A 16,371-nucleotide genomic window follows, 5' to 3' on the forward strand; every position below is an offset into this window, starting at 1 on the left:
AGTATCCGCAGGTCAGCCAACAATTTACCAGAACGCTTGTCCGGTTAGAGATTGAAGAGCGAAGCGACCGCTTTCGTCTCGTCTCCGACCGCATATGTGAGCGTTCTAACAGGGCGATCGGCGAGTCCGGCACCGAACTGTTCGGTCGATCCGGCCGGATGAATGTGCGAGATGATCTCCAGCTTGTCACCCAGCCCCACCGGCGCCTCGTGCTCGATCGTGATGCGCAGCGGCTCCCGCATCAACTCCACGTGCGACGCCAGGTAGTCCTCGATGACGCTCCAGTAGACCGAGTTGTTGACGTGGTCGAACAGGTCGATGTCGGTGACCCGGATCGGGAACTCGTGGATCTCGGCCGCGTCGTCGCGGCTGCCAGGCTTCAGGTAGCCCTTCCACCGCAGCCGGTCGACGGACGTCGTCTTGTGCAGTCCCTCGAGGAAGTCGTCGGAGATGCGCGACGGCATCTGGGTTTCCCGGTTGATGTTGATCCAGAAGGCCTCGGATTCGATCAGGCCGCCCTTGCGTCCGTCCACGCGAACCCGCATCTCGCACCAGCGGTTGGAGGTGCCCGAACACCAGCGCCGGCAGCGCAGCATGTCCTGGAATTCGATCGGCCGCACCAGGTCGAGCATCGTGCGCCGGACGATCCACAGCGGGTGGGTCTCCTCAAAGCCCATCTCGCGCAGCTGGTCCTGGCCGATGTCCTGAATATGCCGGCAGGCGGCGTCCAGCCGCAGCCTTCCGGTGCGGTCGATGTCGCCGACCCGCAGCGGCCACTCCCGGTCGAACACGTCTGGGTGACCGTCGGGCACCGGCATCATTGATTTGTCCAGGCTCACGACTTCGCTCCCCAATTGCTTTACGTCCGGAATCCCGGGGTTTGCCTGAGACCCCGTGGCGAATCATGCCAACGACGGCGGACAAACGCCAAACCTGACGACGTCCATTCTTGATTGCCAAGTCTGCAAATCGATTCTTCGCAACCCAGGTAAGCTGGCATAAATGTCCAAAACGTTCGTCGGGTCACGCGTTCGCCAGCTGCGCAACGAGCGCGGGTTCTCCCAGGCCGCGCTGGCCCAATTGCTCGAGATCTCGCCGAGCTACCTCAACCAGATCGAGCACGACGTGCGCCCGCTGACGGTTGCCGTGCTGCTGCGGATCACCGAGGTGTTCGGCGTCGACGCGACCTTCTTCGCCTCCCAGGACGACACCCGCCTGGTCGCCGAGCTGCGCGAGGTGACCATGGATCGCGATCTGGACATCAACGTCGACGCGCCCGAGGTCGCCGCGATGGTCAACGCCCATCCGACCCTGGCCCGCGCGGTGGTCAACCTGCACCGGCGCTACCGGCTCACCACCGCGCAGCTGGCCGCGGCCACCGAGGAGCGCTACTCCGACGGCAGCGGCAGCGGATCGATCACGATGCCGCACGAGGAGGTGCGCGACTACTTCTACCAACGGCAGAACTACCTGCACGCGCTGGACACCGCCGCCGAAGACCTGACTGTGCACACCCGGCTGAACCATGGCGACCTGGCCCGCGAATTGACCCGTCGGCTCACCGAGGTGCACGGCGTCCACATCAACAGGCGCATCGACCTGGGCGACACGGTCCTGCACCGCTACGAGCCCAAGACCAAGACGCTGGAGATGAGCAATTACCTCTCGCTGGGCCAGCAGGTCTTCAAGATGGCCGCCGAGTTGGCCTACCTCGAGTTCGGCGACCTGATCGACAGCATGGTCGCCGAGGGCAAATTCACCAGCGACGAGTCCCACACGCTGGCCCGGCTGGGGCTGGCCAATTACTTCGCTGCCGCCGCGGTGCTGCCCTACCGTCAATTCCACGACGTCGCCGAGAATTTCCGCTACGACGTCGAGCGCCTGTCGGCGTTCTACTCGGTAAGCTACGAAACCATCGCGCACCGGCTCTCCACGATGCAACGGCCGTCGATGCGGGGGGTGCCGTTCTCGTTCGTCCGGGTGGACCGCGCCGGCAATATGTCGAAGCGTCAGTCCGCCACCGGTTTTCACTTCTCCTCCAGCGGCGGCACCTGTCCGCTGTGGAACGTCTACGAGACGTTCGCCAACCCGGGCAAGATCCTGGTGCAGATCGCGCAGATGCCCGACGGCCGCAACTACATGTGGGTGGCCCGCACCGTAGAGCGCCGCGCAGCCCGGTATGGTCAGCCAGGTAAAACCTTCGCGATCGGGCTGGGCTGCGAGCTGCGGCACGCACACCGGCTCGTCTACTCGGAAGGACTGGACTTGTCGGGAGACCCGGGCCGTTCAGCCACGCCCATCGGCGCGGGTTGCCGTGTCTGCGAACGCGATAACTGTCCACAGCGGGCCTTCCCGGCTTTGGGCCACGCCCTCGATCTCGACGAGCACCGCAGCACGGTCTCGCCGTACTTGGTGAAACAGCCATGAGCGGCACGCAGGCCGGCCACGTCGCCCGCATCCCGTCGTCCACCAAGTTACGCCGGCTGGGCCCACTCAATTGGCTGCTGGCCAAAGGCGCCGCCCGCAAACTGCAGGCACCGGAGATGCATCTGTTCACCACGCTCGGTCAGCGCCAAGGGCTGTTCTGGGCCTGGTCGCTGTACGGTGGCCGGCTGCTGCGTGGCCGGTTGCCGCGGGTGGATACCGAATTGGTGATCCTGCGCGTCGCGCATTTGCGGTCGAGCGAATACGAGTTACAGCACCATCGGAAGATGGGACGCCGATTCGGTTTGGACGCTCACATGCAGGCGACGATTTTCGCTTGGCCTGACGCTCCGGACGGCGACGGGCCCCGGGTGATATTGAGCGCCCGGCAACAGGCGCTGCTGAACGCGACGGATGAGCTGATCAAGAACCGATCCATCAGCGAGGACACTTGGCGACAACTCGCGATGCACCTCGACCGGTACCGGCTCATCGAATTCTGCTTGCTCGCAACGCAATACGATGGGCTGGCCGCGACGATATCCGCGTTGAACATCGAGTTGGACAACCCGAGATAGTGCCTCAGGCGTAGACGTCGGCCAGCACCGCCAGCGTCAAAAGTACCGGCAGTATCGGCAAGTCGAAAGCGAACGCCGCCCACAGGTATTTGCGGCGCCGGCGTAACACGAAACCCCAGATCGCGCCGAAAACTCCCAGCAGCACCGACCCCAGCAACACCAGCGGACCCCAGTGGCCCGCCGTCGCGTTGTCGCCGACGAGTGAAATGGCAACCAGCCACAGCACATAACCGGTAGCCGCGCCCGCCAGGGCACCGAGAATGGTCTCGCCGCGAATCATCAGCGCTCAGAAGTTGATCATGTGGCCGGTCAGGCCGTGGAAGCACTCCTGCAGCGCCTCGGACATGGTCGGGTGGGTGTGCACGTTGCGGGCCAGCTCGGTGGCGGTCAGGTCCCACTTCTGCGCCAGGGTGAGCTCGGGCAGCAGCTCGGATACGTCGTGGCCGACCAGGTGACCGCCAATCAGCTCACCGTATTTGGCGTCGGCGATCAGCTTGACGAAACCGCTGGGGTCGCCCACACCATGCGCCTTGGCGTTGGCGGTGAACGGGAACTTGGCCACCACCACGTCGTAGCCTTCCTCGCGGGCCTGCTCCTCGGTCAGCCCGAAGCTGGCGACGTTCGGCTGGCAGAACGTCGCCCGCGGCAGCATCCGGTAGTCGCCGAGCGCCAAAGTCTCTGCACCGGCAATGGTTTCGGCTGCGACCACGCCTTGCGCTTCCGCGACGTGGGCCAACTGGAGCTTGCCGGTGACGTCGCCGATCGCGTAGATGTGGTCGACGTTGGTGCGCATGTAGTCGGTGATCCCGATGGCCTTGCGGTCGGTCAGCGCGACGCCGGCCTTGTCCAATCCGTAGCCGTCGACATTGGGCGCAAAACCTATGGCCTGCAACACCTTTCCGGCCTTGAGCTCCTCGGACTTACCGTCCTTGCTAATGGTGACCGTGACCTCGGAACCACCGTCGGTGATGGACTCGACCTTGGTTCCGGTGAGGACCTTGACACCCAATTTCTTGAACTGCTTTTCGATCTCCTTGGACGCGTCGGCGTCCTCGTTGGGCAGCGCGCGCGGCAGGAACTCGACGATGGTCACGTCGACGCCGTAGTTCTTGAGCACATAGCCGAACTCCATGCCGATGGCGCCGGCCCCGGCGATGACGATCGACTGCGGCAGCTCCCGGGACAGGATCAGTTCTTCGTAGGTGACCACGTTCTCCGACAGCGACGTGCCGGGAACCAGCCGGGTGCTGCTGCCGGTGGCGATGATGACGTTGTCGAACGTGACCGTCTCGCTGCCACCGTCATTGAGATCGACGGACAGCGTGTGAGAGTCGGTGAAGCGCCCGTAGCCGTGGATCTCGGTGATCTTGTTTTTCTTCATCAGGAAGTGCACGCCCGCGACGCGGCCCTCGGCCACTTTGCGGCTGCGATCGAAGGCGACCCCGTAGTCGAAGGTCGCCTCGCCGCCGATGCCAAACGTCTTGGCTTCCTTGGTGAAGATGTGCGCGAGTTCGGCGTTGCGCAGCAGCGCCTTGGACGGGATGCAGCCGACGTTGAGGCAGACTCCACCCCAGTACTTCGGTTCGACGACCGCGGTGTTCAGACCGAGCTGCGCGGCGCGAATCGCTGCGACATATCCGCCGGGACCAGCTCCAAGGACAACGACGTCATAGTGAGAAGTCACGAGCCCACACTAGTGTGCGAGGACTTCTCACCGCACGACACCGGACCTACCCTGTTGGGTCAATACGGGATGACGCCGACCAGACAATGAGCCGTCCGCGCGCAGTGGTAATAGCCGTACAGGGGTGCCGCGGCGACGACGGACGCAAACGGTCCGGACATCACCGCGATGGACAGCGCCGAGATGATGGGCCGGCCCTGAACCATCGCCAGCATCACGCCGCCGACGGTGCACGCGACGACGTAGACCAGCGCCATGAAGACCGCCGGCGTCTTATCGATTGTGTGGAACCACCAATAGAACAGGCTCAGCCCGACCTCGGCCGTCGCGGCCCACACGCCGAGGATCACCAGCGCCAATTTCCACCACTTCAGGTACTGGTAGCGACCGGGGACGGTGACGGACTGCACCGGTAGACCGGCCGGCTCGGCATCCGCCTGGGAGGCAACGGCGGGCGCCTCGGCCGCGGCTTCGTTGGCTTCGTTGGCTTCGTTGGCTTCGGATTTGGCCGGCTCCTTCGCGGCGACGGGGATCAGCTGCACGCCGGTGTCGTCGAAGTTCGGCACGAACGGCACCGAATGCTCACCGGTGTCCTCGAAGTCCGGGACGAATCCCTGGGTGCCGGTGTCCTCGAAATCCGGGACGAACGGCTCGGTCCCCGGATTGGACGCGCGGTCGTCCTCAACTTTTTTGTCGACCTTTTTGTCAGCCACCGGTCACCTCGATGGCGGCGAGTACCCCGAACCAGCCGGGTGCGATGGCCAGAATGAACGCGCCCAGCATCGTGACCCACCGGCGCCCCGAGAACAGGATCGTCAGCAACCCGATCAAGCTGGGCAGCCCGACCACCAGTGCGATGACGACGTCGGACCGCATCGGAGTGTGGACCAGCACCGTCGACGCCACCCCCGCCAGGAAGCCGACCGCGGTGCCGATCAGCATCGCGCTGGCCAGCAGCCAGGGCCGGGGTAGCGGTATCACCTCATCGAGGGTACTGAGTCACGGACTACGAGGCGGGCACGTTTCCGGCACGGCTTCGTCAATCACCGGGCCCCGAATCGACGGTCGCTCGCCCCGCTCATACGCGGCGCCGGTGATCACCGGGACGGTGTCTAGCTGGGCTTTCTCCTCGTCGGTGAAGACCCGGCCGCGACTGAGAAACCGCACCCCCTCGGGTGCCTCCAGGCTGAATCCGCCGCCGCGGCCGGGCACCACGTCGATGACCAGCTGGGTGTGTTTCCAGGCCGCGTACTGCGGACCCGAGATCCACACCGCGACGCCGTCGGCTCCCACGTCGAGGACGCCGAGCAGCACGTCGCGGTCACCGACGAGGAAGTCGCCGCGCGGGTAGCACATCGGTGACGACCCGTCACAGCAGCCGCCGGACTGGTGAAACATCACCGGCCCGTGACGGTCCTGCAACCGAGCCAGCAGGTCGGCGGCGGCATCGGTGATGACGACACCTGCTGGGGTCGCCGGAGCGCGCATCAGAAGAAGCCCTGCGCCTTGTCGGCGTAGGACACCAACAGGTTCTTGGTCTGCTGGTAGTGGTCGAGCGCCATCTGGTGGGTCTCGCGGCCGAAGCCGGATTGCTTGTAGCCGCCGAACGCCGAGTGCGGCGGGTACATGTGGTAGCAGTTGACCCACACCCGGCCGGCCTTGATCTCGCGGCCGGCGCGGTAGGCCGTGTTGCCGTCGCGGCTCCACACCCCGGCACCCAGGCCGTAGAGGGTGTCGTTGGCGATGCTCATCGCGTCGTCGAAATCGGTGAACGACGTCACCGTCACCACCGGCCCGAAGATCTCCTCCTGGAAGACGCGCATCTTGTTGTTGCCCGAGAAGATCGTCGGCTGCATGTAGTAGCCGCCGGACAGGTCACCGCCTAGTTCGGCACGTTCACCGCCGGTGATGACCTTGGCGCCCTCCCCCTTGCCGATCTCGACGTAGGACAGGATCTTTTCCAGCTGATCGTTGGAGGCCTGCGAACCGATCATGGTCTCGGTGTCCAGCGGGTCGCCCTGCCGCACCGCCTTGGTCCGGATCGCGGCCAGCTCCAGGAACTCGTCGTGAATGTCGGACTGGATCAGGCTGCGCGACGGGCAGGTGCACACCTCGCCCTGGTTGAGGGCGAACATCGTGAAGCCCTCGAGAGCCTTGTCCTGGAAGTTGTCGTTGGCGGCCATCACGTCGGAGAAGAAGATGTTGGGGCTCTTGCCGCCGAGCTCGAGCGTGACCGGGATCAGGTTCTGCGACGCGTACTGCATGATCAGTCGGCCCGTGGTGGTCTCCCCGGTGAACGAGATCTTGGCGATCCGGTCACTGGACGCCAGCGGTTTGCCGGCCTCGACGCCGAATCCGCTGACGATGTTGACCACACCCGGCGGAATCACGTCGGCGATCAACGACATCAGATAGAGGATCGACGCCGGCGTCTGCTCGGCGGGCTTGAGCACCACCGTGTTGCCGGCGGCCAGCGCCGGCGCCAGCTTCCAGGCGCCCATCAGGATCGGGAAGTTCCACGGGATGATCTGCCCGACGACCCCCAGCGGCTCGTGGAAGTGGTAGGCGACGGTGTCGTCGTCGAGCTGCGACAGCGAGCCTTCCTGGGCGCGAATCGCGGCGGCGAAATACCGGAAATGATCGGCGGCCAGTGGGATGTCGGCGGCCAGCGTCTCGCGAATCGGCTTGCCGTTCTCCCAGACTTCGGCAAGTGCCAACGAATCCTTGTTCGCTTCAATGCGATCCGCGATCTTGTTCAGAACCGCGGCCCGCTCGGCCGGTGAGGTCTTGCCCCAGGCCGGGGCGGCGGCATGTGCGGCATCGAGCGCCTTGTCGACGTCGGCCTCGTCGGACCGCGCCACTTCGCAAAACGTTTGGCCGGTCACCGGCGTCGGGTTCTCGAAGTAGCGGCCCTTGGCGGGTGCGACCCACTCACCCCCGATGAAGTTGTCGTACCGCGATTCATAGGACATCAGGGCCCCGCTGGAACCCGGGCGTGCGAAGACAGTCATTAGCTCGACTTCCATTCTGCTTCACCTGTAATACAGCTCACATTACCGCTGGGACCACAATGGCTTCCATGACAGGGCTTTCATGACAACGACAGATTCGGACCCCGACGACCCACACCTGTGGCTTGAGGACGTCACCGCCGAAAAGGCGCTGGATTGGGTGCGGGCGCGCAACAAACCGACGATGGCGCAGTTCTGCGACGCGGACTTCGAACGGATGCGCGCCGAGGCCCTGGAGGTGCTCGACACCGACGCCCGCATCCCCTATGTGCGCCGCCGCGGCGAGTACCTGTACAACTTCTGGCGCGACGCCGCCAACCCGCGCGGGCTCTGGCGGCGCACCACGCTGGACAGCTACCGGAGCGACTCCCCCGAGTGGGACGTGCTGATCGATGTCGACGAGCTCGGTCGAGCGGACGACGAGAAGTGGGTGTGGGCCGGCGCCACGGTCATCGAACCGGAGTTCACCCGCGCCCTGGTCAATCTCTCCCGCGGCGGCTCGGACGCGGTGATCGTGCGCGAATTCGACATGCGCACACGGGAATTCATCCCCGACGGATTCGCGCTGCCGGAAGCCAAGTCGCAGATCGGCTGGGCCGACCCGGATACGGTGCTGGTCGGCACGGACTTCGGCCCCGATTCGCTGACCGAATCCGGATACCCGCGCATCGTGAAGCGATGGCGGCGCGGCACTCCGTTGAGCGAGGCCGAGACGATCTTCTCCGGCACACGTACCGACGTCAGCGCCGGGGCGAACGCCGACCGGACGCCGGGCTTCGAGCGCAGCTTCGCGGGCCGTTCCATCGACTTCTGGAATTCGGAGCTCTACGAAATACGCGGGTCGGAACTGATCCGCATCGACGTGCCGACCGACGCGAGCACGTCGATTCATCGTGAATGGCTGTTGATCGAGCTGCGCAGCGATTGGACGTTCGGCGCCGCCACCTATCGCGCCGGCTCACTACTGGCGGCCGGCTACGACGAATTCCTGGCCGGGACAGCCGATTTGCAAGTGGTCTTCGAACCGGACGAGCACACCTGCCTGCACCAGACGGCGTGGACCCGCGACCGGCTGTTGCTGGTCACGTTGGCCGACGTCGCCAGCCGGGTCGAAATCGTCATGCCCGGCACCTGGCAGCGCGAAGCGATCGCCGGAATCCCACCGGCGACCAACACGGTGATCGCGGCCGCCGACGACACCGGCGACGAATTCTTTTTGGATTCAAGTGGATTCGATATGCCTTCGCAGCTGCTGCGCGGCACCGGCGCCGGGAAACTCGAGCAGATCAAGTCTGCGCCGGAATTCTTCGATGCCGAAAACCTGGACGTGAAACAGTATTTCGTGCCGTCGAACGACGGGACGAAGATCCCGTACTTCGTGGTGCGGTCACGCGCGCTCGAAGGCCCCGGCCCCACCCTGCTCGGCGGTTACGGCGGTTTCGAATCCTCCAGGACGCCCGGGTACAGCGGGGTGTTGGGCCGGCTGTGGCTGGCCCGCGGCGGCACCTACGTGATGGCCAACATTCGCGGCGGCGGCGAGTACGGGCCGCGCTGGCATACCCAGGCGATGCGCGAGAACCGGCACAAGGTCGACGAGGATTTCGCCGCGGTGGCAGACGATTTGGTGAACCGCGGCATCACCAGTGTCGCGCAACTGGGCGCCCAGGGCGGCAGCAACGGCGGCCTGCTGATGGGCATCATGTTGACCAAGTACCCGGAGAAGTTTGGCGCGTTGGTCTGCGATGTGCCGCTGCTGGACATGAAGCGCTACCACCTGTTGCTGGCCGGCGCGTCATGGGTGGCCGAGTACGGCGATCCCGACAACCCGGACGACTGGGATTTCATCTCCAAATACTCGCCCTACCAGAACATTTCGGCGACGCGTCATTACCCTCAGGTGCTGTTCACCACGTCCACGCGCGACGACCGGGTGCATCCCGGCCACGCCCGCAAGATGGTCGCGGCGCTGCAGGCCGCGGGCCACCGGGTCTGGTTGTACGAGAATATCGAGGGTGGGCACGCCGGTGCGGCGGACAATGAGCAAGCCGCTTTCAAATCGGCTCTGAGCTATTCGTTCCTATGGCGGACACTGGGAGGCCAACCGTGAAGATCCTCGACATCATCGAATTCGGCATGGTCATCGCCGGTCTGATCCTGATCATCGCGGGGTGGGCGCAGTCGCGTTTTCGCTTCATCTCGCAGCGCCGCAAGGCCCGGTACTTCTACTGGGGGACCTCGGCTCTCGGCATCGTCCTTTTCGGCTTCGGGACGGGACAACTGTGGCCGAACGCCGTCATCACGACACTGATCTTCTCCACACTGGTCCTGAGCACGGCTTACTTCACAACGCCCTACCTCAAGATCGGCGACCAGATCTACGCGTCGAGTCCGGAAAATCGCGAACCCGACCCGCCCGTCGAGGAGCGCTAGCCCACACTGGGGCCTATGTCAGATTCCAAGCCCGACTTCGAGACCGTGCTGTACCGGACCTCCGGTCCGGTCGCGACCATCACGCTGAACCGCCCCGAGCACCTCAACACGATCGTGCCGCCGATGCCCGACGAGATCGAGTCCGCCATCGGCCTCGCCGAGCGGGATCCGGGAGTAAAGGTCATCGTGCTGCGCGGCGCCGGCCGGGCGTTCTCCGGCGGCTACGACTTCGGCGGCGGATTCCAGCAGTGGGGCGCGTCGATGATGACCGACGGCAAGTGGGATCCGGGTAAGGACTTCGCGATGGTCAGCGCCCGCGAGACCGGGCCGACGCAAAAGTTCATGGCGATCTGGCGCGCGTCCAAGCCGGTGATCGCGCAGGTGCACGGCTGGTGTGTCGGCGGCGCGAGCGATTACGCGCTGTGCGCCGACATCATCATCGCCAGCGAAGATGCCGTCATCGGCACTCCTTACAGCCGGATGTGGGGTGCGTACCTGACCGGCATGTGGCTCTACCGCCTGAGCCTGGCCAAGGCCAAGTGGCATTCGCTGACCGGCCGGCCGCTGTCCGGCGTCCAGGCCGCCCAGATCGAGCTGATCAACGAGGCGGTGCCGTTCGACCGCCTCGAGGCCCGGGTGGCAGAGATCGCCGCCGAGCTGGCACACATCCCACTGTCGCAGCTGCAGGCGCAGAAGCTGATCGTCAACCAGGCCTACGAGAACATGGGCCTGGCGTCCACCCAAACGCTGGGCGGCATCCTGGACGGCCTGATGCGCAATACTCCCGACGCGCTCGGCTTCATCGACACCGCTCAAACCCAGGGCGTCCGGGCCGCGGTGCAGCGCCGCGACGGCCCCTTCGGCGACTACAGCCAGGCCCCACCTGACCTGCGACCCGACCCCTCGCACGTCATCGTCCCTGATAGTGATAGCTAATAAGCTGGACTAAAAGGTCGACCAAGACTCGCCCGCAGGATGCCCGAAGTGCTACCGTGATACCTATGTCTCGGCTGAGTTCGTGCCTGCGCGCAGGCGCCATGTTCTTTGCAATGGGGATGGCCGCTGTGACCGTCCCGGCGACCGCGGGGGCGGACTCCACGGAGGACTTCCCGATCCCCCGCCGGATGATCAACACCACGTGTGACGCCGAGCAGATCCTGGCGGCCACCCGGGACACCAGCCCGGTGTACTACCAGCGGTACATGATCGACTTCAACAACCACCCGAACGTCCAGCAGGCGACGATCGACAAGGCGCACTGGTTCTACTCGTTGGCGCCGCAGGACCGTCGCGGCTACTCCGAGAACTTCTACGCGCCGGTCTCCGACCCGCTCTGGGTGGCCTGGCCCAACCACATGAAGATCTTCTTCAACAACAAGGGTGTGGTCGCCAAGTCGACCGACATCTGCAATCAGTACCCGCCCGGCGACATGTCGGTCTGGAACTGGGCGTAAACCCCCGCACTCACCAATTAACCCCGGGCCCGGCCCGGGGTTAATTGCTTTTCGTCCCCCGATTGGGGGACAACCGAATCAGCCGATGTCAGGCCCGTTCGGTGGATGTTTGCCGACCAGCGCACGGGGAATAGTGGTGGCCATGCGCACCGCGACCCCAGCCACGCTCCCAGCCGCAGCCCTCGACTGGCGTGAGGTCGTCGGCGACTCCGACGCCCCGACCACACGCATCGTGCACGTGCACGCCCGCGAAGCCGGCCTGGTCGTCGACATGCTGTGCGTGGTTCGTGGACAGCACGTCGAGCCCGAGGCGCGGGTGAAGGTCGGACGGCTTCGCCGCTACGCGAGTTCGCACTGCCGCACCTGCGGCGAGTCAGTGCAAGAGACCAACGACGTGCTGCCCCAGGTGGTAGCGCTGTAATCCGTCAGTAGTGCGCCGGGAAGCGATCCGTAGTGGCCGCCTGCCCGTTGGGTGACTGGCCATTGGCGGGCACCAGCAGGGGCTCGTTGAGCAATTTGCGAACCGCGGGGCGCGGGCCGTAGGGCCGCAGCATCTGACTGGCCGGGCGGGTGCGCACCTGCGTCGGCCACCAGAACCAGCGCCCCATCAACGCCGCGACCGACGGCATCATGAACGACCGCACGATCAGGGTGTCGAACAACAGGCCCAGGGCAATGGTGGTTCCGACCTGCCCCATGACGCGCAGCGGGCTGATCGCAAACGTCGCCATCGTGGCGGCGAACACCAGACCGGCAGACGTCACCACCGCACCGGTGCCGGCCATCGACCGAATGATTCCGGTCTTCAACCCCGCGTGGATCTCCTCTTTGAATCGGGACACCAGCAGCAGGTTGTAGTCGGACCCCACTGCCAACAGCAGGATGACCGACATCGCCAGCACCATCCAGTGCAGTTCGATGCCCAGGATGTCCTGCCAGACGAGCACCGAGAGGCCGAAGGAGGCTCCCAACGACAGCAGCACGGTACCCACGATGGTGATCGCGGCGACCAGGCTGCGGGTGATGATCAGCATGATGATCAGGATCAGGCTGGCCGCCGATATCCCGGCGATCATCAGGTCGTACTTGGACCCGTCTCGCATGTCCTTGTAGACCGCGGCCGTGCCGCCCAGCCAGATCTTGGAGCCCTCCAGTGGCGTGCCCTTGATCGCTTCCTTCGCCGCCAACTTGATCGGATCGACGTGCGAAATGCCTTCGGGCGTCGCCGGAGCGACGTCATGGGAAATGATGAAACGGGCGGCGTGGCCGTCGGGCGACAAGAACATCTTCAGACCGCGCTTGAAGTCGGGGTTGTCGAAGACCTCCGGCGGAATATAGAAGGAGTCGTCATTCTTGGCCGCGTCGAACGCCTGACCCATGGCGGTCGAGTTCTGGCTCATCACGTCCATCTGGTCGTACATCGAGTTCATCGAGCTGTGCATGGTCAGCATCATCTGCTTCATCGTGGACATCGTTGCGATCATCGGCGGCATCTGCGCCAGCATCTGCGGTAGCAACGCATCAAGCTGACCAATGTCATTCGACAGGTACTGGAACTTTTCGACGATCTGATCCAGGCCGTCGAGGGCATCCAGGATGGATCGCAGCGACCAGCAGACCGGAATGTCGAAACAGTGCTTCTCCCAATAGAAGTAGCTGCGGATCGGTCGGAAGAAGTCGTCGAAGTTGGCGATCTCGTCACGCATATTGCTTGTGACGTCCAGCATCTCGTGCGTGAGGCCGTCCATGTGGTGCGTGACGGCGGCCATCTTCGAGGTGATGTCGTACATCCGCTGCATCGTGTCGATGGACATCTGCATCGCGTCGGCCTGGGTGAGCATGTCGGCCATCCGCTTCTTCATGTACTCCTGGTTTTCGACCTGCGTCGTGTTCTGCATGCTGATCTGGAACGGGATCGATGTGTGCTCGATCGGCGCTCCCAGCGGCCTGGTGATCGTCTGGACGCGGGCAACGCCGGGGATGTGGAAGACAAATCGGGCAATTCGGTCCAGTACCAACATGTTCGCCGGATTCCGCATGTCGTGATCGCTTTCGATCAACAGCAGTTCCGGGTTCATCCGGGCGTTGGAGAAGTGCCGCTCCGCGGCTTCGTATCCGACGACCGCCTTCGTGCTCGCCGGAAGGTACTGGCGGTTGTCGTAATTGGTCTTGTAGCCGGGCAGTGCCAGCAGGCCGATGAGCGCGATGCCGATCGACACGCCCAGGATCGGCCCCGGCCACCGGACGATCGCGGTGCCCACGCGCCGCCAGCCCCGGGTCCGCATCTTCCGCTTGGGGTCGAACAGGTGGAAGCGACTGCGGCTGCCCACCGCCAAGATGGCCGGCCCGAGGGTGAGCGCCGCGAACACGGCGACAAGCGTCCCCACCGCGCACGGGATGCCGAGGCTCTGGAAATACGGAAGGCGGGTGAAGCTAAGGCAATACATCGCGCCGGCGATGGTGAGGCCGGAGCCCAGCACCACGTGCGCGGTCCCGTGGAACATGGTGTAGAAGGCCTGTTCTCGGTCCTCGCCCAGCGATCGCGCCTCCTGGTACCGGCCCAGCACGAAGATGGCGTAGTCGGTGCTCGCCGCGATCACCATCAACACCAGCAGGTTCACGGCGAAGGTTGACAGGCCGATGACCTCGTTATGCGCCAGGAACGCGACAACCTGGCGCGCCGCGAACAGCTCGAGCACCACCATCACCAGGGTGACGAACATGGTGATGAATGAGCGGTACACCCACAGCAACATCACGATGATCACGGCGAACGTCAGCAGGGTGACCAAGATGACGCCCTTGTCACCGGCCGCCGACTGATCGGCGGTCAGGGCCGCCGCACCGGTCACGTACGCCTTCACCCCGGGCGGCGGTTGCGTCGAGTCCACCACTCGGCGAACCGATCGGACGGACTCGTTGGCCTTGGTCTCGCCCTGGTTACCCCGCAGATACACCTGCACGTAGGCGGCCTTGCCGTCCGAGCTCTGGGAGCCGGCCGCCGTCAGGGGATCGCCCCAGAAGTCCTGGACGTGCTCGACGTGCGTCGTGTCCGCCTCGAGCTTCTTGATCAGCTGGTCGTAAAAGCGGTGGGCGTCGTCGCCGAGCGGCTTGTCACCCTCCAGCAGGATCATGATTGCGCTGTCGCTGGTGAATTCGTTGAAGACCTTGCCGACGCGCTGCGTCGCCTGCATCGATGCCGCCTCTTTCGGGCTCATCGGCACGGTGTGTTGCTTGCCGACCGTTTCCAGGTCGGGGACGAACATGGACAGGCATACCACCAGCGCGACCCAGCCCACGACGATCAAGGGCGCGAATTTGTACACCGACCGCGCGAAAAGCGGCATGTGGGGAAGCCCGGCGGCTTGGTGATCGGTCATGCGGACTTCACTATGCAAAAGGTTTCAGCGTTCACTCCGGTGACCGACCTTTCGTCCTTGACTACGTCGTTCACGATGATCTGGCAGCCGATCTGGTCTCCGTCGGTTTGCGCGACCACGTTGACGCTCACCGACGGGAGCGTGGTGGTGACCGAGAGCGTCCAGGGCAGAGGCACGTTGTCGATGCGCCGCGGCTGGGCATTGATGTCCAGATAGTTGATATTGGCGGTGCTCCCCGACCCGTACACCTTGTAGACCACGTGCTTCGGGTTGAACGGCTTGATGTCGTCCAGGCTGCTGCTGCCGATCCCCGACGTGTCGTGATTGCCGAAGAAGGAGCGCAGGCGAAGGACGCAGAAAACCGCTACCGCGATCACGACCGCGATGACGAGAACGATCCACAGTCGTCTCACCGCATTGGCAACAGGCGCCTTTGCCACTCACTCACCTTCCGCTTGCCGAGCGATCAACCGCCCGTCCGAGTGCTTGAGCCATGGCCGGACCGCGCGAGCCGCGCACCGTTTGCTTCGGTGCGCCAAGTCCCGCAAACGCGCCCGCGCTCCGGCGCGCGGCGGGCCGGTCCGGGTTCGCCGACGCTGCGATGGCTCGGAGTTCGAACATCCCAATCCGCTTTCTGCTCATGGCGATTCGGCGAGGAGACCGATGCAAGTGGCGGTGAGCACCCGGGTGAGGGCGGGGCCGAATTCGATATTCCACTCCTCGGGCGGCACGGCCTCCGGCTGGTCGGCGTAGGCATCGGTGAGCCGCTCCGGCGGGTTGGCGATCTGCCAGAAAGCGGCCGCCAACGAGTAGGCGGCGATCAAGCTGTCGAACGCGCCCGAGCGGCCGAGTTTGGGCAGCGCGCGTTCGATGGCATCGGCGAGGGCGACCGCGGCGGCGGAGATCGTTCGCCGGATGTCGACCACCCGATCCACCTCCACCTCATGCTCGAGGTGCAGGTGCAGATTGGCGAGCAGGTCGCAGAACAGTGGATCGGCCGCCAGCCCGTTGGCCAAAGTTTCGGCCACCCGCGCCGGCGACATGGGGCCCGGCTGAGCCAGCTCCTCGCACACCGTGCCCGACCATCGCACCCACCCCTCGGCGGCGAGATGGAGCAGGACCTCTTTGTGCGAAGTGAAGTAGCGGCGCACCGCCGAGTAGTGAATGCCGGCGCGACCGGCGACGGCGGTCAGCGTCACCGACGCAACCCCGGTCTCGCGTGCCAGGGAGCGCGCGGCTTCGACGAGTGCGGCCGCACGTCGGCGCTTGTTCTCTTCGGTGCGGGCACGCTGAAACGTGAGTTGCGCCACCGACGGAGCGTAACGCACGTCATGTGATTTGTATAACGCACGCGATGTGCTTTCCGCCGGCGGCTACCGTGGAGAGTCGTGAGCGTCTTTTATCCCGTCC

17 protein-coding genes are annotated in these 16,371 nt (G+C 64.8%); 7 read left to right on the forward strand and 10 right to left on the reverse strand.

Translation table 11 applies throughout. The annotated features are described in order from the left end of the window. Positions 1-44: 44 nt before the first annotated feature. A complete protein-coding gene (locus SKC41_RS03815; protein ID WP_330976391.1) occupies positions 45-839 on the reverse strand; it encodes an acyl-[acyl-carrier-protein] thioesterase in 795 nt (264 codons plus the stop codon). Positions 840-1,002: 163 nt separating this feature from the next. On the opposite strand from SKC41_RS03815, the gene ramB reads away from it, so the two are divergent. After that, entirely contained in the window at positions 1,003-2,427 is a 1,425-nt protein-coding gene (gene ramB / locus SKC41_RS03820) for an acetate metabolism transcriptional regulator RamB (protein WP_330976392.1), read from the forward strand. Further along, a complete protein-coding gene (locus SKC41_RS03825) occupies positions 2,424-3,002 on the forward strand; it encodes a carboxymuconolactone decarboxylase family protein (protein ID WP_330976393.1) in 579 nt (192 codons plus the stop codon). Before ramB ends, SKC41_RS03825 begins: the two co-directional genes overlap by 4 nt. A 4-nt stretch (positions 3,003-3,006) precedes the next feature. Here SKC41_RS03825 and SKC41_RS03830 read toward each other — a convergent pair whose 3' ends face one another. From SKC41_RS03830 to exaC, 6 genes are read right to left on the reverse strand one after another with little or no spacing between them, the layout of a single operon-like run. Then, positions 3,007-3,282 (reverse strand): hypothetical protein, encoded by a 276-nt coding sequence (locus tag SKC41_RS03830; protein WP_330976394.1) that lies wholly within the window; start codon positions 3,280-3,282, stop codon positions 3,007-3,009. Between the two features lie 6 nt (positions 3,283-3,288). Next, a complete protein-coding gene (lpdA, locus tag SKC41_RS03835; RefSeq protein ID WP_330976395.1) occupies positions 3,289-4,686 on the reverse strand; it encodes a dihydrolipoyl dehydrogenase in 1,398 nt (465 codons plus the stop codon). Positions 4,687-4,745: 59 nt separating this feature from the next. Next, entirely contained in the window at positions 4,746-5,399 is a 654-nt protein-coding gene (locus SKC41_RS03840) for a hypothetical protein (protein WP_330976396.1), read from the reverse strand. Then, entirely contained in the window at positions 5,392-5,667 is a 276-nt protein-coding gene (locus SKC41_RS03845; RefSeq protein ID WP_330976397.1) for a putative holin, read from the reverse strand. Before SKC41_RS03845 ends, SKC41_RS03840 begins: the two co-directional genes overlap by 8 nt. A gap of 18 nt (positions 5,668-5,685) precedes the next feature. Continuing rightward, on the reverse strand, positions 5,686-6,174 hold the full coding sequence (locus SKC41_RS03850) for a DUF779 domain-containing protein (RefSeq protein ID WP_330976398.1): 489 nt from the start codon (positions 6,172-6,174) through the stop codon (positions 5,686-5,688). Then, positions 6,174-7,697, reverse strand: coding sequence for an acetaldehyde dehydrogenase ExaC (exaC, locus tag SKC41_RS03855; RefSeq protein ID WP_330976399.1), 1,524 nt, complete (start codon positions 7,695-7,697; stop codon positions 6,174-6,176). The genes SKC41_RS03850 and exaC overlap by 1 nt, the downstream gene beginning before the upstream one ends. Before the next feature lie 82 nt (positions 7,698-7,779). On the opposite strand from exaC, the gene SKC41_RS03860 reads away from it, so the two are divergent. The 5 genes from SKC41_RS03860 to SKC41_RS03880 all read left to right on the forward strand — a co-directional run bounded on the left by SKC41_RS03860 (position 7,780) and on the right by SKC41_RS03880 (position 12,002). Further along, positions 7,780-9,804, forward strand: a complete 2,025-nt coding sequence (locus SKC41_RS03860) for a prolyl oligopeptidase family serine peptidase (RefSeq protein ID WP_330976400.1) — start codon at positions 7,780-7,782, stop codon at positions 9,802-9,804. Beyond that, the gene (locus SKC41_RS03865) at positions 9,801-10,127 is read left to right on the forward strand and encodes a hypothetical protein (RefSeq protein ID WP_330976401.1); all 327 of its coding nucleotides are present in this window, start codon (positions 9,801-9,803) and stop codon (positions 10,125-10,127) included. The genes SKC41_RS03860 and SKC41_RS03865 overlap by 4 nt, the downstream gene beginning before the upstream one ends. Positions 10,128-10,142: 15 nt before the next feature. Then, positions 10,143-11,063, forward strand: a complete 921-nt coding sequence (locus SKC41_RS03870) for a crotonase/enoyl-CoA hydratase family protein (RefSeq protein ID WP_330976402.1) — start codon at positions 10,143-10,145, stop codon at positions 11,061-11,063. Positions 11,064-11,128: 65 nt separating this feature from the next. Continuing rightward, a complete protein-coding gene (locus tag SKC41_RS03875) occupies positions 11,129-11,581 on the forward strand; it encodes a DUF5078 domain-containing protein (RefSeq protein ID WP_090599662.1) in 453 nt (150 codons plus the stop codon). A 142-nt stretch (positions 11,582-11,723) separates the two neighbouring features. Continuing rightward, entirely contained in the window at positions 11,724-12,002 is a 279-nt protein-coding gene (locus SKC41_RS03880) for a hypothetical protein (protein WP_330976403.1), read from the forward strand. Between the two features lie 4 nt (positions 12,003-12,006). On the opposite strand, the gene SKC41_RS03885 is transcribed toward SKC41_RS03880, so the two are convergent. The 3 genes from SKC41_RS03885 to SKC41_RS03895 all read right to left on the reverse strand — a co-directional run bounded on the left by SKC41_RS03885 (position 12,007) and on the right by SKC41_RS03895 (position 16,289). Next, on the reverse strand, positions 12,007-14,928 hold the full coding sequence (locus SKC41_RS03885; protein ID WP_442931659.1) for an MMPL/RND family transporter: 2,922 nt from the start codon (positions 14,926-14,928) through the stop codon (positions 12,007-12,009). 29 nt (positions 14,929-14,957) lie between these two features. Further along, a complete protein-coding gene (locus SKC41_RS03890) occupies positions 14,958-15,401 on the reverse strand; it encodes an MmpS family transport accessory protein (protein ID WP_330976405.1) in 444 nt (147 codons plus the stop codon). A 198-nt stretch (positions 15,402-15,599) separates the two neighbouring features. Continuing rightward, positions 15,600-16,289 carry a TetR family transcriptional regulator gene (locus SKC41_RS03895; protein ID WP_330976406.1) on the reverse strand — a complete coding sequence of 230 codons (690 nt, stop codon included), beginning with the start codon at positions 16,287-16,289 and terminating at the stop codon, positions 15,600-15,602. Between the last annotated feature and the right edge of the window lie 82 nt (positions 16,290-16,371).

It is taken from the genome of Mycobacterium sp. 050128 (assembly GCF_036409155.1).
Classification (GTDB): Bacteria; Actinomycetota; Actinomycetes; order Mycobacteriales; family Mycobacteriaceae; genus Mycobacterium.

Excerpts from the sequence above, each read along its gene's own strand:
- ramB (WP_330976392.1), top strand. The coding sequence starts at position 1,003 with ATGTCCAAAACGTTCGTCGGGTCACGCGTTCGCCAGCTGCGCAACGAG.
- SKC41_RS03825 (WP_330976393.1), top strand. The coding sequence starts at position 2,424 with ATGAGCGGCACGCAGGCCGGCCACGTCGCCCGCATCCCGTCGTCCACC.
- SKC41_RS03830 (WP_330976394.1), bottom strand. The coding sequence starts at position 3,282 with ATGATTCGCGGCGAGACCATTCTCGGTGCCCTGGCGGGCGCGGCTACC.
- SKC41_RS03850 (WP_330976398.1), bottom strand. The coding sequence starts at position 6,174 with ATGCGCGCTCCGGCGACCCCAGCAGGTGTCGTCATCACCGATGCCGCC.
- exaC (WP_330976399.1), bottom strand. The coding sequence starts at position 7,697 with ATGACTGTCTTCGCACGCCCGGGTTCCAGCGGGGCCCTGATGTCCTAT.
- SKC41_RS03860 (WP_330976400.1), top strand. The coding sequence starts at position 7,780 with ATGACAACGACAGATTCGGACCCCGACGACCCACACCTGTGGCTTGAG.
- SKC41_RS03870 (WP_330976402.1), top strand. The coding sequence starts at position 10,143 with ATGTCAGATTCCAAGCCCGACTTCGAGACCGTGCTGTACCGGACCTCC.
- SKC41_RS03875 (WP_090599662.1), top strand. The coding sequence starts at position 11,129 with ATGTCTCGGCTGAGTTCGTGCCTGCGCGCAGGCGCCATGTTCTTTGCA.
- SKC41_RS03880 (WP_330976403.1), top strand. The coding sequence starts at position 11,724 with ATGCGCACCGCGACCCCAGCCACGCTCCCAGCCGCAGCCCTCGACTGG.
- SKC41_RS03885 (WP_442931659.1), bottom strand. The coding sequence starts at position 14,928 with ATGCCGCTTTTCGCGCGGTCGGTGTACAAATTCGCGCCCTTGATCGTC.